14 protein-coding genes are annotated in these 16,454 nt (G+C 65.0%); 6 read left to right on the forward strand and 8 right to left on the reverse strand.

The window, feature by feature from the left end:
- Positions 1-42: 42 nt before the first annotated feature.
- On the reverse strand, positions 43-1,032 hold the full coding sequence (locus AC58NV_RS00095; RefSeq protein ID WP_497225348.1) for an MBL fold metallo-hydrolase: 990 nt from the start codon (positions 1,030-1,032) through the stop codon (positions 43-45).
- A 265-nt stretch (positions 1,033-1,297) separates the two neighbouring features.
- Between AC58NV_RS00095 and AC58NV_RS00100 the strand changes: the two genes are divergently transcribed.
- A complete protein-coding gene (locus tag AC58NV_RS00100; RefSeq protein WP_497225349.1) occupies positions 1,298-2,446 on the forward strand; it encodes a lytic murein transglycosylase in 1,149 nt (382 codons plus the stop codon).
- Between the two features lie 3 nt (positions 2,447-2,449).
- Here the strand turns inward: AC58NV_RS00100 and AC58NV_RS00105 are convergent, their stop codons facing one another.
- The 3 genes from AC58NV_RS00105 to AC58NV_RS00115 form a co-directional block, all read right to left on the reverse strand.
- Positions 2,450-3,418 carry a LuxR C-terminal-related transcriptional regulator gene (locus tag AC58NV_RS00105; protein WP_497225350.1) on the reverse strand — a complete coding sequence of 323 codons (969 nt, stop codon included), beginning with the start codon at positions 3,416-3,418 and terminating at the stop codon, positions 2,450-2,452.
- A gap of 69 nt (positions 3,419-3,487) precedes the next feature.
- On the reverse strand, positions 3,488-4,132 hold the full coding sequence (locus tag AC58NV_RS00110) for a response regulator transcription factor (protein WP_497226369.1): 645 nt from the start codon (positions 4,130-4,132) through the stop codon (positions 3,488-3,490).
- 62 nt (positions 4,133-4,194) lie between these two features.
- A complete protein-coding gene (locus tag AC58NV_RS00115) occupies positions 4,195-5,622 on the reverse strand; it encodes a cache domain-containing protein (protein WP_497226370.1) in 1,428 nt (475 codons plus the stop codon).
- Positions 5,623-5,903: 281 nt separating this feature from the next.
- On the opposite strand from AC58NV_RS00115, the gene AC58NV_RS00120 reads away from it, so the two are divergent.
- The 3 genes from AC58NV_RS00120 (at position 5,904) to AC58NV_RS00130 (ending at position 10,413) form a co-directional block, all read left to right on the forward strand.
- Positions 5,904-6,986, forward strand: coding sequence for a TRAP transporter substrate-binding protein (locus tag AC58NV_RS00120; protein ID WP_497225351.1), 1,083 nt, complete (start codon positions 5,904-5,906; stop codon positions 6,984-6,986).
- Positions 6,987-7,117: 131 nt separating this feature from the next.
- The gene (locus tag AC58NV_RS00125; protein WP_497225352.1) at positions 7,118-8,044 is read left to right on the forward strand and encodes a TRAP transporter small permease subunit; all 927 of its coding nucleotides are present in this window, start codon (positions 7,118-7,120) and stop codon (positions 8,042-8,044) included.
- 14 nt (positions 8,045-8,058) lie between these two features.
- Positions 8,059-10,413: a TRAP transporter large permease gene (locus AC58NV_RS00130; protein ID WP_497225353.1), complete on the forward strand. Its 2,355-nt coding sequence runs from the start codon at positions 8,059-8,061 to the stop codon at positions 10,411-10,413.
- 177 nt (positions 10,414-10,590) lie between these two features.
- Here AC58NV_RS00130 and AC58NV_RS00135 read toward each other — a convergent pair whose 3' ends face one another.
- The 4 genes from AC58NV_RS00135 to AC58NV_RS00150 all read right to left on the reverse strand — a co-directional run bounded on the left by AC58NV_RS00135 (position 10,591) and on the right by AC58NV_RS00150 (position 12,893).
- Entirely contained in the window at positions 10,591-10,974 is a 384-nt protein-coding gene (locus tag AC58NV_RS00135; protein WP_497225354.1) for a VOC family protein, read from the reverse strand.
- Complete coding sequence (locus AC58NV_RS00140; RefSeq protein WP_497225355.1) at positions 10,974-11,798, reverse strand: arginyltransferase; 825 nt, start codon at positions 11,796-11,798, stop codon at positions 10,974-10,976. Before AC58NV_RS00140 ends, AC58NV_RS00135 begins: the two co-directional genes overlap by 1 nt.
- Before the next feature lie 130 nt (positions 11,799-11,928).
- Complete coding sequence (locus AC58NV_RS00145) at positions 11,929-12,360, reverse strand: RDD family protein (RefSeq protein WP_497225356.1); 432 nt, start codon at positions 12,358-12,360, stop codon at positions 11,929-11,931.
- Between the two features lie 77 nt (positions 12,361-12,437).
- Entirely contained in the window at positions 12,438-12,893 is a 456-nt protein-coding gene (locus AC58NV_RS00150; protein WP_497225357.1) for a DUF2852 domain-containing protein, read from the reverse strand.
- Between the two features lie 477 nt (positions 12,894-13,370).
- On the opposite strand from AC58NV_RS00150, the gene AC58NV_RS00155 reads away from it, so the two are divergent.
- Complete coding sequence (locus tag AC58NV_RS00155) at positions 13,371-16,178, forward strand: [protein-PII] uridylyltransferase family protein (protein ID WP_497225358.1); 2,808 nt, start codon at positions 13,371-13,373, stop codon at positions 16,176-16,178.
- Positions 16,159-16,431, forward strand: coding sequence for a hypothetical protein (locus AC58NV_RS00160; RefSeq protein WP_497225359.1), 273 nt, complete (start codon positions 16,159-16,161; stop codon positions 16,429-16,431). Before AC58NV_RS00155 ends, AC58NV_RS00160 begins: the two co-directional genes overlap by 20 nt.
- Positions 16,432-16,454 lie beyond the last annotated feature (23 nt).

The following is a 16,454-nucleotide window of genomic DNA, read 5'->3' on the forward strand; positions in this document are numbered from 1 at the left end:
GGCGCCCGGTCGGGCACAACAGTGTTGCGGCAATACCGGCGGTTACTCCGTCAGTGCGTTATGCCCGAAGTACAGGAACTCCTTGTTCATCCCCTGCACATCCGCTGCCGCCAGTGACAGCGATGCGCCCTCCAGCATCCTGAAGCTTTTCTGCTCCTTCACCCATGTGTCGGCAGGCTGCAGCGTCGACAGCGTGTAGGTGGTGGTCTCCGACAGGTAATGGGTGGGAATCACCACCTTGGGCTGGATCCGCTCCACCAGCGCGTTGGCCTGCACATAGGACAGGATGTGCTCGGAGCCGTCGACCGGCAGGGTCAGCACGTCGATGCGCCCGATGGCCTCCCAGAACCCGTCCGCCGGATCAGGCCGGTTGTCGCCCCAGATCAGGGTGCGGATGCCGCCGGTCTCCACCACATAGGTCACCATATCCATGTGGCCGGGGTTGTTGGGCGGGCAGGCCTCAACCCCGAATTCGGCCAGCGCATCGGTCCAGGGATACCAGCCCGGCGCCACGCAGGCATGCTTGTCGGCATAGCCGGTGATCCTGAGGTCCGCGAATTCAAACGTGCCCGCCATCCGGTCCAGCACCATGGTCGATTGCGGCCGGTCGATGGCGTCATGATCGAAATGGGTATGGGTGGACATGGTGATATCCACCAGCGTTTCCGGGAACTTCTGCTTGAACCACAGCCCCCAGGCGCCGGAGGGATCGTCGCGCCACGGGTCGAACAGGATCGAGGCCCCGCCGGGCGAGGTGATCTTGAGGGCGCAATGGCCGTAGAAATCAATCTTCACTTCGCCATCGGCGAAGGCGGACATGTTCTGCAGATCAATCACATGGTTATTGTTGCCCGGCTGCAGCCAGTCGGTGGATTGTGCTTGCACACTGCTGCTGCCCAGCAGGCTGGCGGCGGTTCCGACACCCGCAGCACCTGCCGCCGCAAAGAAACTGCGACGTGACAGGCCGGGGGCCAGATCATCCTTGCGCCCATCGAGCCTGGCCGGTTTCAAGTCCTTCTTCTGCCCATCCATTGGTTCCGTCTCCCTGTTGTTGTCTGGCCGCCGCTTTGGTGCAGCGATGCAAAAAGGCTAGGCACGTAATGCTCCTAGGGGTGCCCCGGAAGATTATGGGGGAATTATGGGGGCAACCCCCATAATCAGAGCGTGAAGGCGGGCGGCGGGTCTTTGCTGCGGGGAATTCCGGGCCTTGGCGGCATGGCCGGATTCTGGCAGCCTGTCCGGCAAAGGATCCGGCCTAAGCCGGGCAGCAAAACACCCATTGGAGCGGGCAGAGAGCATGAGCATCACACGGCGTCATTTCGGATTTGGCCTGGCAGCCCTGGGGCTGACCGCTTGCAGCAGCACGGTGCCATCCGGCAGCGGTCCCAGCGGCGCCTCCGGCCTGCCTGCGGACCTGCGGCCAGTGCCGAACGCGGGCTATGACGCCTGGGTTGCCTCCTTCCGCAGCCGGGCAGAGGCCCGGGGCATCTCCCCATCCACCCTGCGTGCGGCATTCCGCGGTACGGGTTATCTGCCCGGCGTCGTCAAGCGCGACCGCAATCAGACTGAATTCAAACGCTCGCTTGAGGATTATCTCTCCATCGCCGTCTCGGACGAACGTCTCAGCAAGGGCCGCGCCGCCTTTGCCCGCCATCAGTCCACCCTGCGCACGCTGGAGCGCAGCTATGGCGTCGATGCGGAAATCATCTGCGCGATCTGGGGGCTGGAGAGCTTCTTTGGCGAGCGCCGCGGCAACGTGCCGGTGATCTCCGCCACCTCGACGCTGGCCTATGACGGGCGCCGCGGGTCGTTTTTCGAAAAGCAATTGCTGGCGGCGCTGAAGATCCTGCAGAACGGCGACATCACGCCTGCCCGCATGACCGGCAGCTGGGCAGGCGCCATGGGGCATACCCAGTTTATCCCGACGTCCTACCAGGCCTTTGCGGTGGATTTCACCGGCGACGGCCGCCGCGATATCTGGTCGGAGGATCCGACCGATGCGCTGGCCTCCACCGCGGCTTACCTGCAACGGAACGGCTGGACCCGTGGCCTGAAGTGGGGCGGCGAGGCCGGGGCGCCGGGCACGCCTTCGGGGCGCAGCCTGCAGCCGCAGCCGGGCGGGCCGGTGTTCTTCGTCACCAGCAACTTCAACGCCATCAAGCGCTACAACAATTCGGATGCCTATGCGATCGGGGTGGGCCACCTGGCCGACCGCATTGCCGGCGGCGCCCCGCTGCGCGCCAGTTTCCCGCCGGACAAATACGGGCTGACCAAGGATGACCGCATCCTGCTGCAGAAACGCCTGACCGCGCGCGGTTTTGACACCGGCGGCGCCGATGGGGTGCTGGGGCCGAAAAGCCGTGCAGCGATCAGCACCTACCAGTCCAGCCGCGGCCTGCCCGCAACCGGCGACCCGTCGCAGGCGCTTCTGAACAGCCTGAACTAGCGGCTACTCCGCCGAACTCAGCGCAATCAGATGCTGGCGCAGGTTCTCGCGCCGGCTGAGGCCCAGTTTCTGGCGGATGTTGTTGCGGTGGAAATCGATGGTGCTGGTTTCGCGCCCCAGGGTGGCGGCGATCTCCTTGGTGGTGCGGCCCATCATGATCAGCTGCATGATCTCTGTCTCCGCTGGCGTCAGCTGCTCCAGCGTCTGTGCCAGCTTGGACGAGAGCGCAGAGGTGATGTTCTTCAGATTGTCCTCGATCATCATCAGATAGGCGCTCTGCGGCTCGCGGCCCGCATCCAGATGCCTGAGCTTGGCCACATAGGGCAGCACCATTCCCTTGATCTGCTGCACGATCTGCTGCTCGCTCTCGTGACGCGACGCCTCCACGTTGTCGATCAGCACCCGCAGCGCGGTGTTGGCTTCCTCCAGCGCCTTGGTGCGGCGCTTGATGGTGTCTTCCCGCGCCCGCACCGTCTCGCGCAGCTCCGCCTGGGCCTGCTTGCGCTGGGCAACCTCCAGCAGCAGCGCCAGGTCGCCTTCGACCACCCGGCAGAACTCCTGCAATCCCTTGCGGAACATCAGGGCGCGCTTGTTGCGGCGTGTGTCGAGCACGCAGATGGTGCCGTAAACCTCGCCATCGGGCCATTTGATCGGGTAGCCGATATAGAAGGACATGGCGTGCTCCATGTCTTCATTGTCTTGCCAGCGCGGTTCGCACTGGGCGTCCTCGACCACCAGTTCGCCGTCGTTTTCAAAGACGCCGAAGCAGTAGAGCTTGTCGTTCAGCCGGTACTTGCGGCCCGGGTAATAGGGATTGTTCTCTGCGGTGTTGGAGACCTTGACCCAGTGGTCCAGATCCACCGTCGCCATGATCAGCGCGGCCGGCACATCGGTCAGTTCCGCCACCAGGTCCACGACCCGCTGCCATTTGGCCTGGGTCTGTGGCGGGATCGGCGGCTTGTCTGTGGTCATGGCGCAGCTCCTTGACGCGCAAGGCTAGGGCAGGGGCCAGGGATCACAAAGACAATTCTGAAGGGGGTGTCAGAACCCGGCGCCGGTGCCCTGCAGCACGCCATGCTCCAGCGCATAGCGGGTGAGGCCGGCGGTGGAGGAAATGCCCAGCTTGCGCTTGATGTTCTTGCGGTGGGTCTCGACGGTCCTGACAGAGATATCAAGCGTTTGCGCGACTTCCTTGTTGGATTTGCCCTGCGCCAGCTCCAGCAGGATCGTCTGCTCGCGCCCCGTGAGCGCTTCGCGGATGTCGCCGTCCTTGGGCTTCAGAGAGCCGGCCGCGCCGGTGCACAGATAGGTCTTGCCCTGCATCACAGCGTCGATAGCCTGTTTGATCTCGTCCGTCGGTACGTCCTTCAGCACATATCCCATGGCGCCGTGGCTGAGCGCGGTGGAGATATATTCTGCGCTGTCATGCATCGACAGGATCAGGATGCGGGTGCCGGGGTGCTGTTCCAGGATGATCTCGGTGGCGCTGAGGCCGCCGAGTTTGGGCATGTTGAGGTCCATCAGCACCACGTCCGGCGCCAGGCGGCCCATCTGGTCGACCGCATCGCGCCCGTCGGTCAGGGAGCCGACAACTTCGATATCGCCATAGCTTTCCAGGATCGACTGGATGCCTTCGGCCACCATCGGGTGGTCATCCACGATCAGAACTTTCACCGGATCCGCCATCATCCCCCCAACGGCAGTTGTCGACAACGCAAGAGGCCTCTCAGCCGCATCCTCCCCGGGATCTACGGCAATTGCGCAGATGCGCCTTCCTCTCCCGGCGGCAGCAGGTGGCTCAGCGGCAGGCTGGCCTCGATCACGGTGCCGCTCTGGGTGCCCCGTGATGACAGAATGCGCAAGGTGCCGTCAAGCTGCTCGATCCGCTCCTGCATGTTGCGCAACCCGATCCCCGGCCCGGTGCGGGCGTCGCGCGGCGGCAGCCCGCGGCCGTTGTCGGAGATCCGCATGGTGGCGCCGCGGGTGTGGCCGCGCAGATCGATGCTCACCTTGGTGGCCTCCGCGTGGCGCTCGATATTGGTCAGCGCCTCCTGCGCAATGCGGTAAAGCGCGATCTTGGAATCCTGGTCCAGCCGGTTGCGGAACACCACGGTGGAAAACTCGGTCGCGATGCCGGTGCGGGCGGCGAAATCATCGGTCAGCGCCTTCAGCGCCGGCCCTAGCCCGAGGTCATCCAGCACGCCCGGGCGCAGGTCGCGGCTGATCCGGCGCACCTCGGTTATCGCGGTCAGCAGGTTCTCGGTGCCTTTCTCAAGCGGTGCCGCCGCGCCCTCGCCATCGCCGCGCGACAGGCGGCGGCGGGTGTTGTCCAGCGCATAGCGCACCCCGACCAGGAGCTGGCTGATGCCGTCATGCAGCTCCCGCGCCACCCGGCCGCGCTCTTCCTCCTGGGCGTCGAACACCCGCTGGGTCAGCTCCTTCAGCTTGGCATCCGCCAGCCGCCGCTCGCGGATGTTGAGGAACATGCCGGAGGCAAACACCAGCGCCAGCGAAATCAGCGTGATTGCCCCGATGTACAGGAACGTGCGCCGCACCCGCGCCTCCACCTCCGCGCGCGAGGCGGCCACCGTGGCCAGCACATCGTCGATGAAGACGCCGGTGCCGATCGCCCATTGCCAGTCCTGCAGCCCCAGCACATAGGCGATCATCTGCGCCTCCTCGCCGGTGGAGGGCTTTTCCCAGGTGAAACTGTGCCAGCCCGCCCCGTCACGGGCGAGGCGGATAAACTCATCCACCACCGGCACCCCGGCGCTGTCGGTCAGCCCCGCCCAGTTGCGGTTGATGAACTCGGTCTGCCGCGGGCTCACCAGGTTGGTGCCATCATAGTCATAGACAAAGAAGAACCCGTCCTTGCCATAGATCATCGCGCTGAGGATCTGGGTGACCTGCTCCTTGGCCGCCGCATCATCAGGCGCCGCCAGGCCATAGATATGGGCAAAGCCGTTGCGCGCCTGAGTCACGTAGTTGCGAAGCTCGGCCTTCTTGGCCTCCAAGAGCTGCATCTCCAGCGCCTGGATCTCGCGTTCGGCCAGGGCGCGCGACTGGTAGCCCACCACCAGCGCAATCGCGGTGCCCGCCACGATCAGCGGCAGGGTCATCAAGAGCGACAATTTCTGCGCGTAGTCAGGGCGCAGCAGGGAGCGGAACAGGCGCATCGGCACTCCGTCGGAATTGGTCAGAATCGTGTACCGAATCATTGCCCAGCCGCCCAGCGGAATCAAAGGGGCAGGAATGGATTGCACCTGTGGCGGGTGTTTCCTGATTCCGTCACCCGTCTGAAATGCGCAACATTTCCCGTCAAACCCGGCAAAAACGTTCCGTTCTACGCAGTAGTAGGTATTCACATAAATTGCGCTGCCGCTAGGCTGACCGCACTCGAACCGATCCGCCTTGGGGGGACCTGGGGCAATCCAATTGATAATGGGAGGAATAATTAATGGATCGCCGTTCTTTCTTGAAAACATCCGCGCTGGGCGGGACCGCAGCAGCAGCCAGCACCCTGGCGGCGCCGGCCTATGCCCAGGGCAACCGCACCCTGACCATGGTCACCACCTGGGGCCGCGGTCTGGCTGGCGTGCATGACTCCGCACAGTATGTCGCCGACGCCATCACCGCCATGTCCGACGGCACCCTGACCATCGACGTCAAGGCCGCAGGCGAGCTGGTCGGCGCGTTCGAAGTGTTCGACGCCGTGACCGCAGGCCAGGCCGACATGTACCACGCCGCTGACTATTATTTCGTCAGCCAGCACCCGGGCTATGCCTATTTCACCGCCGTGCCCTTCGGCATGACGCCGCAGGAACTGGTGAACTGGTACTACCACGGCGAAGGCCACGCGCTGCATGACGAGCTGGGCCAGATCTTCGGCCTGAAATCCTTCATCGGCGGCAACACCGGCCCGCAGGCCGGCGGCTGGTTCAACAAGGAAATCAAAGGCCCCGAGGACTTCAACGGCCTCAAGTTCCGGATGCCGGGCCTGGGCGGCAAGGCGCTGGGCAAGCTGGGCGCCTCGGTGCAGAACATCCCGGGCTCCGAAGTGTATCAGGCGCTGTCCTCCGGCGCGATCGACGGCACCGAGTGGATCGGCCCCTGGGCGGACGAGAAGGCCGGATTCCAGGAAATCACCAAGACCTACTACACCGCGGGCTTCCACGAGCCGGGCGCGGCGCTGTCGGTTGCCACCAACCGCGAGGTCTTCGAAGGCCTGTCGCCTGCGCATCAGAAGATCATTGAGATGGCATCGGCCGCCGGCCACCAGTGGAGCCTGGCGCAGTTCATGAACAACAACGGTGCAGCGCTGCAGCGCCTGCAGTCCGGCGGCGTGAAGACCCTGGAATTCCCGGAAAGCGTCTGGAGCGCCTTCGGCCAGGCCACCAAGGAAACCCTGGACGAGTTCATGGGCGACGAGCTGTTCGCGAAAATCCGCAACAGCGTCGAATCCTCGATGAAAGCCTCCTCCGGCTGGATCACCAAATCCGAAGGCGCCTACCGCGTTCAGCGCGACCGCGTCCTGGGCTGATCCGCCTGACCGGCATCAACCGGATCCTCCGCCAGCGGGCGGGGGATCCTTTTCCAGTTGCATGACGCGGGCAACGGACGGCCACCGGGCCGCGTTCCGGACCCGCCGCAGCAAAGACCCCCGGGGGAAACATGCAGGAAGAGAGTGGCCTCACCTTCTTCGGCGCCATAGCGGGCGGATTGCTCTGGCTGGTCCAGAACATCGCCGGCGCCTTCTATAACTTCGGCTATGCCGTCACCCACCCGCAGCTCTGGCTCGACTGGTCCGACAAGACCTCGATCATGCGCTTTGTCTACTATGGCGGCTCGGTCGAGTTCTTCTTCGTCGTCTTCACCGCCTTCCTGGTGCTGACCGCCATCGGCATCTACTTCCGCGGCTTCATGTGGGGCATGGTCCGCGGGCTGGAGGGAATGGCCAACACCGTCGGCCGCTTCTTTGCCTGGGCGGGCCTGCTGATGGTTTTGCAGCAGATCATCATCGTCTTCATGCAGCGGGTGTTCGCGCGGCCAGACATCAGTTTCGGCTTTGGCATTCCGTTCAGCCAGGACATCAGCTGGTTTGCCGAAGAACTGAAGTTCTACAATGCCTTGGTGGTCTGCCTTTGCGTGACCTACACCTTCGTGCAGGGCGGCCATGTGCGGGTGGACCTGATCTATTCCGGCATCAGCTTCCGGGCCAAGAAGGTCGTCGACATGCTCGGCTCCTTGCTGTTCATGATGCCCGCCGCGGTGCTGACCTGGATGTACGGCTGGTTCTTCCTGTGGCGGCACCTGATCGTGCCGAAACCCTCGGCCTCGGACACGCTCGACCGGCTGGTGATGAAATCCCGCGCCCTGCGCTGGAACGTGGAAACCATCGGCTTCAGTCCCAACGGGTTCAACGCCTATTTCCTGTTCAAGATCTTGCTGATTGCCTTTGCAGGCCTGGTGTTCCTGCACGCCATCGCCTTCTTCTACCGCTCCTTCCTGGAGTTCGTCGAAGGCCAGGGCAGTGAAAACAAATACCTCGACAAGGACAGCCTTGGAGAGGGTGAAGAAGCCTACGAAGGCACGCACTAAGGGGACGTCGGAAAATGCTATTTGGACTTGATGGCGTCGAGATCGGCCTGCTCATCGTATTCTTCTGCCTCTTCGGGGGCATTCTCTCGGGCTTTCCGGTGGCCTTTGCCATCGGCGGCGCCGGGATCATCTCCTTCGGGATCATCGCCGCGCTGGACAGCGCGGGCATCCTGATCCACCAGGCCATCGACACCTCGTCGCAGGCCTACCGGGATCTGGTGGGATCGGGCATCAGGCCCGATAAGATATCCGTTTTCCGCTACCCGGATTTGCCCAGGCTGGCCGAACCGGTGTTCACCCAGGGCTGGGAAGTGGCGCTGGACCGCAACGTCTCCTTCATCGTCAACCGGATGAACGAGCGGGTGCTGGCGGGGGCGTCGATCGAGACCCTGCTGGCGGTGCTGATGTTCGTGCTGATGGGCATCACCCTGGAGCGCTCCAAGATCGCCAACGACCTGCTGACCACCATGGCGCGCGTCTTCGGGCCGCTGCCCGGCGGCCTGGCGGTGTCGATTGTGGTTGTGGGCGCGTTCCTGGCGGCCTCCACCGGCATTGTTGGCGCCACCGTGGTGACCATGGGCCTCTTGGCCCTGCCCACCATGCTTCGCAACAACTACTCGCCGGAGCTGGCGACCGGCGTGATCGCGGCTTCGGGCACCCTGGGTCAGATCATCCCGCCCTCCATCGTGATCGTTCTTCTCGGCACCCTGGCGGGCGACCTTTATTCCACCGCGCAGGAAACCCGCGCGATGGAGGCCGGCTGCTCCGATGCGCTCACCTACCTGGGCGAACCGGCGGTGGTCTCGGTCGGCACACTGTTCCAGGCGGCGCTGCTGCCGGGCATCCTGCTGGCGCTGCTCTATGCCACCTATGCCTTCGGCTATGCGCTCTTGAACCCGCACAAGGCGCCTGCCGTGACGCTGGACGGCGGCACCGGCGAGGTGATCACCCGCAACGAAGGGCTGATCTGGTTCCTGGGCGTGCCGGCGGCGCTGATCGGCGGCGCGATCCTGCTGAACAGCTTCAACGTGATCGGCAGCCAGAACATCACCGTCTCCACCTTCTCGGACGCCGGTGAGACCGCATCCCTGCGCACCAGTGTCGGCGCAGAATGCAAGGCTTCGATGATCGAGCTGCACGGGCAGGAAGCCTGGGATGCCGCGGTGGAAGAGCAGAAGGCCATCAACGAGGCAGGCGGTGTGACCCTGGCCAAGCGGCTGAGCGATGAGGAAATCACCGCCGCCCGCGAGGCCAAGATCGCTTCCGCCGCGCCGATCGGCACCGGCATCACCGTGATCATGGTGCTGCTGGGCCTGGTGCTGGCCTTCGGCCGCGGCGTGGCGCCTTCGCGCGATGCCAAGCCGCTGATCCTGGGCGCCATCGGCATCCTGCTGATCGCGCTGGTGGATCTGGTGGCGATTACGCCGACCACCTCCGCCGGTGTCACCGTGCTGTGGATTGCCTTGCCGCTCCTGCTGGCGCTCTGGGGCTGCCGCGAGGCCGCCGCCCGCTGCGCCAAAAACGATCTGATCCGGGTGGTGTTCCCGCCGCTGGTGCTGATCGTTGCGGTGCTCGGCTCGATCCTGGGCGGCATCACCAACCCGACGCCGGCTGCGGCGCTGGGGGCAGGCGGCGCCATCATGCTGGCGGCCTACCGCAAGCTGCAGGACGAGGGCAAGTCGGGCAGGATCATCATCTGGTCCACCTTCGCGGTGATGATCTGCATCCTGATCGGCATGAACTTCGACCTGCGGGTGAACCAGGGTGGCGTGTCGGTGGAAAGCTGGATCGCCTTCTTTGCCGCCTATACGATGTACCTCTATGCGCTGTTCGGGCTGCTCTATGGCTGCTGGGTGCTGTTCCGCTCCGGCGTGCTGACCCCGGTGGTGCGGGAAACCGCCAAGGTGACCTCGATGGTCTTCACCATCCTGATCGGCTCGCAGCTGCTCAATCTGGTGGTGATCTCCTTCGGCGGCGAGCACTACATCCAGCAGTTCCTGAAGAGCTTCGACAACGAGATGACGGTCTTCCTGATCGTGATGCTGGTGCTGTTCTTCCTGGGCTTTGTCCTCGACTTCCTGGAGATCATCTACATCGTGATCCCGATTGTCGGCCCGGTGATCTACGGCGGGTCGTTCGACCCCAAGTGGGTGACCATCATGGTGGCGGTGAACCTGCAGACCTCGTTCCTGACGCCGCCCTTCGGCTTCGCGCTGTTCTACCTGCGCGGGGTGGCGCCGAAGGAGGTCACGACGGCCCATATCTACCGCGGGATCGTGCCTTTCGTGCTGATCCAGGTGGTAGGCATCGGCATCCTCTGGGCGTTCCCGTCGATCGTGACCATCGTGCCGGCGCTGATCCCGAACTGATCTGGACAGCAGGATAAGAAACGAAGAGGGGCCCCGAGCGGGCCCCTTTGCATGTCTGAACCTGGCAGGGGTTCTGCCCCGCAGGTCGCGATGAAGGAGGGGCGCTGCCCCTCTGCGCGCGGCGCGCGCATTCACCCCGGAGTATTTTCAGAAAGATGAAGCGAAGCGGCGCAGGCCTCAGGTGAACTGCAGCAGGTCCCAGCGGTTGCCGAAGGGATCGCGCCACACGGCGACGGTGCCATAGGGCTCATGCCGCGGCTCTTCCTCGAAGATCACCCCTGTGGCCAGCATCGCGGCATGGTCGCGGGCAAAATCATCGGTCGCCAGGAACAGCCCGACGCGGCCGCCGAACTGGTTGCCGATCACGGCCTCCTGTTCAGCCCCTTCAGCGCGGGCCAGAATCAGGCTGCCCTGTTGCGCGCCGGGCGGCAGGATGCGGACCCAGCGCTTGCGGCCCTGGTCCACGTCCTCGGCCAGCTGCCAGCCCAGCTGGCCGCAGTAAAAGGCGATGGCGGCGTCGTAGTCCGGCACCACCAGCGAGACGGCATGGATGTATTGCATCAGCGTTTCTTGTGAATCGGCTGCTCGGGCAGCTGGATATTGGCGACCTGCTCGGCAATCGGATCGGTCGACAGCGGGTGGCTGGCGGCCTCGAACTGCGACGGGTCGGTCATCTTCTTCCATTCGCTCTGGTGATAGATCTCCAGGCCGGAAAACTTGGCCTTATAGCCCATCTTCTGGCTGCCGGGCACCCAGTAGCCGAGGTAGACATACGGCAGGCCTGCCTCCTGCGCGATCTTGATGTGATCTAGGATCATGAAGGTGCCGAGCGAGTCCTGCGGCCGGTCCGGGGCATAGAAGGAGTAGACCATGCTCAGCCCGTCCTCCAGCACATCGGTCAGCGACACCGCGGTCAGCTCGCTGCTGCCCGGCAACGCATATTCCACCACCCGGCTGCGCACCGGGGTTTCCTCGATCATCGCGGCGTATTCGAACACGTCCATATCGGCCATGCCGCCGTCGGCGTGGCGGCTGTCCAGATAGCTGCGGAACAGGGAAAACTGATCCTCGGTCGCCCAGGGCGAGGTGGCCCGCCGCTCCAGATGCGCGTTGCGCTTCAGGGTGCGTTTCTGGCTGCGGCTGGGGCGGAAGGCCGCCACGTCGATCCGCGCCGACAGGCAGGCGGAACATTCCGAGCAGGAGGGGCGGTAGAGCACGTTTTGCGAGCGCCGGAAGCCCTGCTGGCTGAGGCTGTTGTTGAGCTGATCGACCCCGTCACCCTGCAGCGCGGTGAACAGCTTGCGCTCCATCCGGCCCTCCAGATAGGGGCAGGGCTGCGGCGCAGTCACATAAAACTGCGGGGCAATCGGAAGAGTATGGCGCATCGGAACCCGTCGGCAGTTTCGCGGAACAGGCGGAACAGATCGCCTGCGGTCCCGAGGATGATAGCAACGCGGTTCCGGTGCGCCAAGCGGTCTTGTGGAAAATGGTTTAACGCTGTCTTGCCGGTTTCATTCAAACCCGACGGTTCAGCATCACCGTGCCCAGGAAATGGTCGGTCAGCCCCTGTCCGCGCGAGGAGGTCAGCATCAGGATCACCGAGATCACCTGCAAGACCGGCAGCACCAGCGACAGGGTGTAGCCTGCGGTGTGCAGCGCAGCCATGCCGCTGTCGAGCCGCTGGCCGGATCCGTCGCGCAGCTCGATACCCGCAAAGCGCATGCCCCAGGTGGCGGAGCCGTTGGCGATGGTCACGGTGCGGTAGGCAAAGCCGACCGCCAGATACAGCAGCGGCCAGATCAACAGGCCGGTGAAGGCGGTCAGCACCACCGCGCCGGCGCTGAGGCCGAAGATCAGGATGCTGTCGATGATCCAGGCGATCAGCCGCTTGGCGGGGACAGACGCATAGAATTCTGCCTGGTAGTCGGGATCGGGCAGGGCAGTCATCAAGGGGTCCTTTGCTGCGAGAGGCATGGGGGTTGCCCCGCCCGGACGGGCAGGCGGGGCAGCCGGAGGGGCAGGGGTCAGTGGCGCTTGGGTTCGTCCTGGTCCCCGTCTTCGCCCTCCAGGTCTTCGCTGGCGGCCGCATGGGCGCGCTCATCCATGAACTGGTCGAACTCGGCCTTGTCCTTGGCTTCGCGCAGGCGGTTCAGGAAGGCCTCGAAATCGTTCTGTTCCTGTTCCAGGCGGCGCAGGGTGTCGGCCTTGTAGGCGTCAAAGGCGCTGTTGCCGGAGGGTTTCATCGCCGAGTAGCCATGCCGGGCCCAGGACTTGCGGTGGCGGCAGGAGGATTTGCTGAACATGCGTTTGCTCCAGATCATGTAGAAGAGAAGGGCGAGGCCAACCGGCCAGAAAAACACGAAGCCCAGCACCATGACGGCGATCCAGGCGCCCTTGCCCTTGCTGTCCAGCCAGGCTTCGCTGCGGGAAAACCAGCCCTGCACCGGGGCGGCAGGGGCGGTCGGGGTGAAACTCGTCATCGGGGTCCTCCAGGTTGCGGGTGAATGTAAATCTCTTTCACATGACTGCATATCGGAAGCCGCCCGGGGGCTTTCAAGCCCTCATGTAAATCTTTTTCACATTTTTACGGCGGCTGAGGGAGAAAGGCGCGGAAACCGGCAGTAAACAACGGTCTTCACGCTGTGTTGCGCCGGGAAATCAGCAGGGGAGGATGGTCGGTTATGCTCCGGTTGCGTAGCCGGATGAGGGGCTGTGGCAGCAACATCGCCGCCGCTTGGACCCGGCCAGCAAAGCACAGGCCGATCCAGGCAGGCCCTGGTAACAAAAACACTCTTTACTTCGAAACGGCTCCGAAACGGGAGCATAACCGTAACGTTAAAGATACTTTAAAATTGGATCTTTACCTATTCGGGTATTCCTGACCCGGGGTAAACCTATGCGGCAGCGCGGCAATTCTGCCATTGACGCGCCCCGGCCTGCGGCACAGTCTCGGGGTCATGACATCTGGACTGACGATTTCCCGCATTCCCCGCCCCTACGACCCGGAGCTTGGCGCCGAGGCGCGTGCGCTGGTGCCGGCCTTGTCCGGCGATCTGGCGGAACTGGTGGCGGGGGCCTGCGGGTCCAGCCCCTATCTGAAAGAGCTGACAGACCGCGAGGCGGACTGGCTGCCGGAGGCGCTGCATGATCCGGATGGCGCGCTGCAGCAGGTTTTTGCGGACTGCCGCGCGCTGGAGGCGGCGCAGTTGAAGCCCGGGTTGCGCCAGGCCAAGCGGCGGCTGGCGCTCCTGACCGCGCTGTGCGACCTCAGCGGCGGCTGGAGCCTGGAGCAGGTGACCGGTGCGCTGACGGATTTCGGGGCGCTTTGCGCGGATGTGGCGGCCAAGGCGGAAATCGCCAACCTGATCCGCCGCAAGAAGCTGCCCGGCCTGACAGAGGACGACGCGGAGACGGCGGGCGGCCTGACCATCCTGGCGATGGGCAAGATGGGCGCGCATGAGCTGAACTACAGCTCCGACATCGACCTCATCTGCCTGTTCGACGAAACCCGTTTCGACCCGGATGACTTCTACGAGGCGCGTCAGGGCATGGTGCGCGCGACCAAGAACATGTGCGCCGCGCTCAGCGACCGCACCGGCGACGGCTATGTGTTCCGCACCGATCTGCGGCTGCGCCCGGACCCGGCAGTGACCCCCGTTTGCCTGGCGATGGAAGCGGCGGAGCGGTATTACGAAAGCCTGGGCCGCACCTGGGAACGCGCCGCCTATATCAAGGCGCGCGCCTGCGCCGGCGACATTGCCGCGGGGGAGCGGTTCCTCAACACCCTGCGCCCCTTCGTCTGGCGGCGGCATCTGGACTTTGCCGCGATCCAGGACGCCCACGACATCCGCTTGCGGATCCGCGAGAACAAGGGCACCGGCGGCGCGCTCAACGTGCCGGGCCACGACATGAAACTGGGCCGCGGCGGCATACGCGAGATCGAGTTCTTCACCCAGACCCGCCAGCTGATCGCCGGCGGGCGCGACGAGGACTTGCGCCTGCGCGGCACGGTTGAGGGGCTGGCGGCGCTGGCCGGCAAGGGCTGGGTGCCGGCGGAGGTCGCCGGTACGCTCAGCGCCCATTACCGTGCCCACCGCGAGGTCGAGCACCGCATCCAGATGGTGCATGACGCCCAGACCCACAAGATGCCCAAGTCCGAGGATGGCATCGCCCGTATCGCCTGCCTGATGGACCGCGGCCCGGCAGAGCTGCAGGCCGAAATCAGAACCCGCCTGGAAGAGGTGCACGAGCTGACCGAGGGATTTTTCGCACCCGGCGCGTCGCCGCCCCCGGCAGACCTGCCGGAGGAGACCGCGGAGCTGGACGGCGCCATCATCGCCCGCTGGCCCACCTATCCGGCGCTGCGCTCGTCGCGCGGGGCGCGGATCTTCGAAGGGCTGAAGCCGGAGCTGCTGTCCCGCGTTGCCAAAACCGCCAAGCCGGCGGAAACCCTGCTGGCGCTGGATGGCTTCCTGGCCGGGCTGCCCGCGGGCGTGCAGCTGTTCTCGCTGTTCGGCGCCAACCCGCAGCTGATCGACCTGCTGATCGACATCGCCGGCACCTCCAGCGATCTGGCCGCCTTCTTGTCACGCAACTCCGGCGTCTTTGATGCGGTGATCGGCGGGTCCTTCTTCGACCCCTGGCCGGGCGCGGCAAAGCTGCGGGCTGAGCTGAAGGCGCGGCTGCAGCAGGAGGGCGACTATGAAACCCGGCTCGACGCCACCCGCCGCTGGTGCAAGGAATGGCATTTCCGCATCGGCGTGCACCATCTGCGCGGGCTGATCGACGGCCACCAGGCCGGTGCCCAGTATGCCGAGCTGGCAGAGGTGGTGATCGCCGGCATCGCGCCGGAGGTGGTGGCGCATTTCTCCGGGAAACACGGGCCCCCGCCGGGCCGCGGCGCCGCGGTGCTGGCCATGGGCTCGATGGGGGCGGGGCAGATCAACTCGCAGTCCGACCTCGACCTGATCGTGATCTACGACCCCGAAGGGGTGGAAATGTCGGAGGGCAAGCGCCCGCTGGCCACACGCCCCTATTTCGCGCGCCTGACGCAGGCCTTTGTTACCGCGCTGTCGGCACCGATGGCACAGGGCCGCCTTTATGAGGTCGACATGCGGCTGCGCCCGTCGGGCACCCAGGGCCCGGTGGCGGTCAGCCTGGCCGGCTTCACGCTCTACCAGCAGAACGAGGCCTGGGTGTGGGAGCACCTGGCCCTGACCCGCGCCCGCACCATTGCAGGCGATGCCAGCCTGACCGCCGAGATCGAGGATTTCCGTGCAGGCTTCCTGTCGGAGCCGCGCGAGCGCGGCAAGGTTCTGCGCGAGGTGGCCCAGATGCGCGAGCGGCTGGCCGCCGCCAAGACGCCGGCGGGCGTCTGGGACGCCAAGAACGGCGCGGGCCGGATGATGGACATCGAGCTGCTGTCGCAGGCCGGCGCGCTCACCTCCGGCTCAGCTTCCCGCGATGTGGCCTCCGGACTTGCGGGCGCTGTCGCTGCCGGGTGGCTGAATGACGCGGATGCAGAATACCTCGCCGCCGGATACCGGCTATTCTGGTCCGTGCAATGCGCAGCACGGCTGCTCTCCGCCAAGGCCATCGAGGCCGAAACCATGGGCGAGGGCGGAGCGCAGTTCCTTTGCCGCACCACCGGCTATGCCCGGCTGGAAACGCTGGAGCAGGAGCTGCAGGACCGCTACAGCCGCTGCGCAGCGCTGATTAGCGAAACCTTGGAAAGGGAAGCGGCGGATGAAGAAGGGCAGCACTGAACAGGACCCGCGCGGTCTGATCTACGAGGCCTACCGGATCGAAGGCATCACCGATGCCCAGTGCCGAAGCATCTTTTTTGACTGGGCCCTGGGCATGGATGCGGCCCGCGACAGCCGCACCGATATCCAGACGCTGCTGGAATTGTACGGCAACGGCCAGCCGGAGCATCCGATGACTGCGGTGCTGCGTGACGGGCTGCAGGGCGCGGAAAAACCCCGCCGCCGCGGCGGCTGGCGCTCGCGCGAGCGCTGAAACCGCACCGGGGCCGGCCCCGG

Source organism: Leisingera sp. ANG49 (assembly GCF_059694505.1).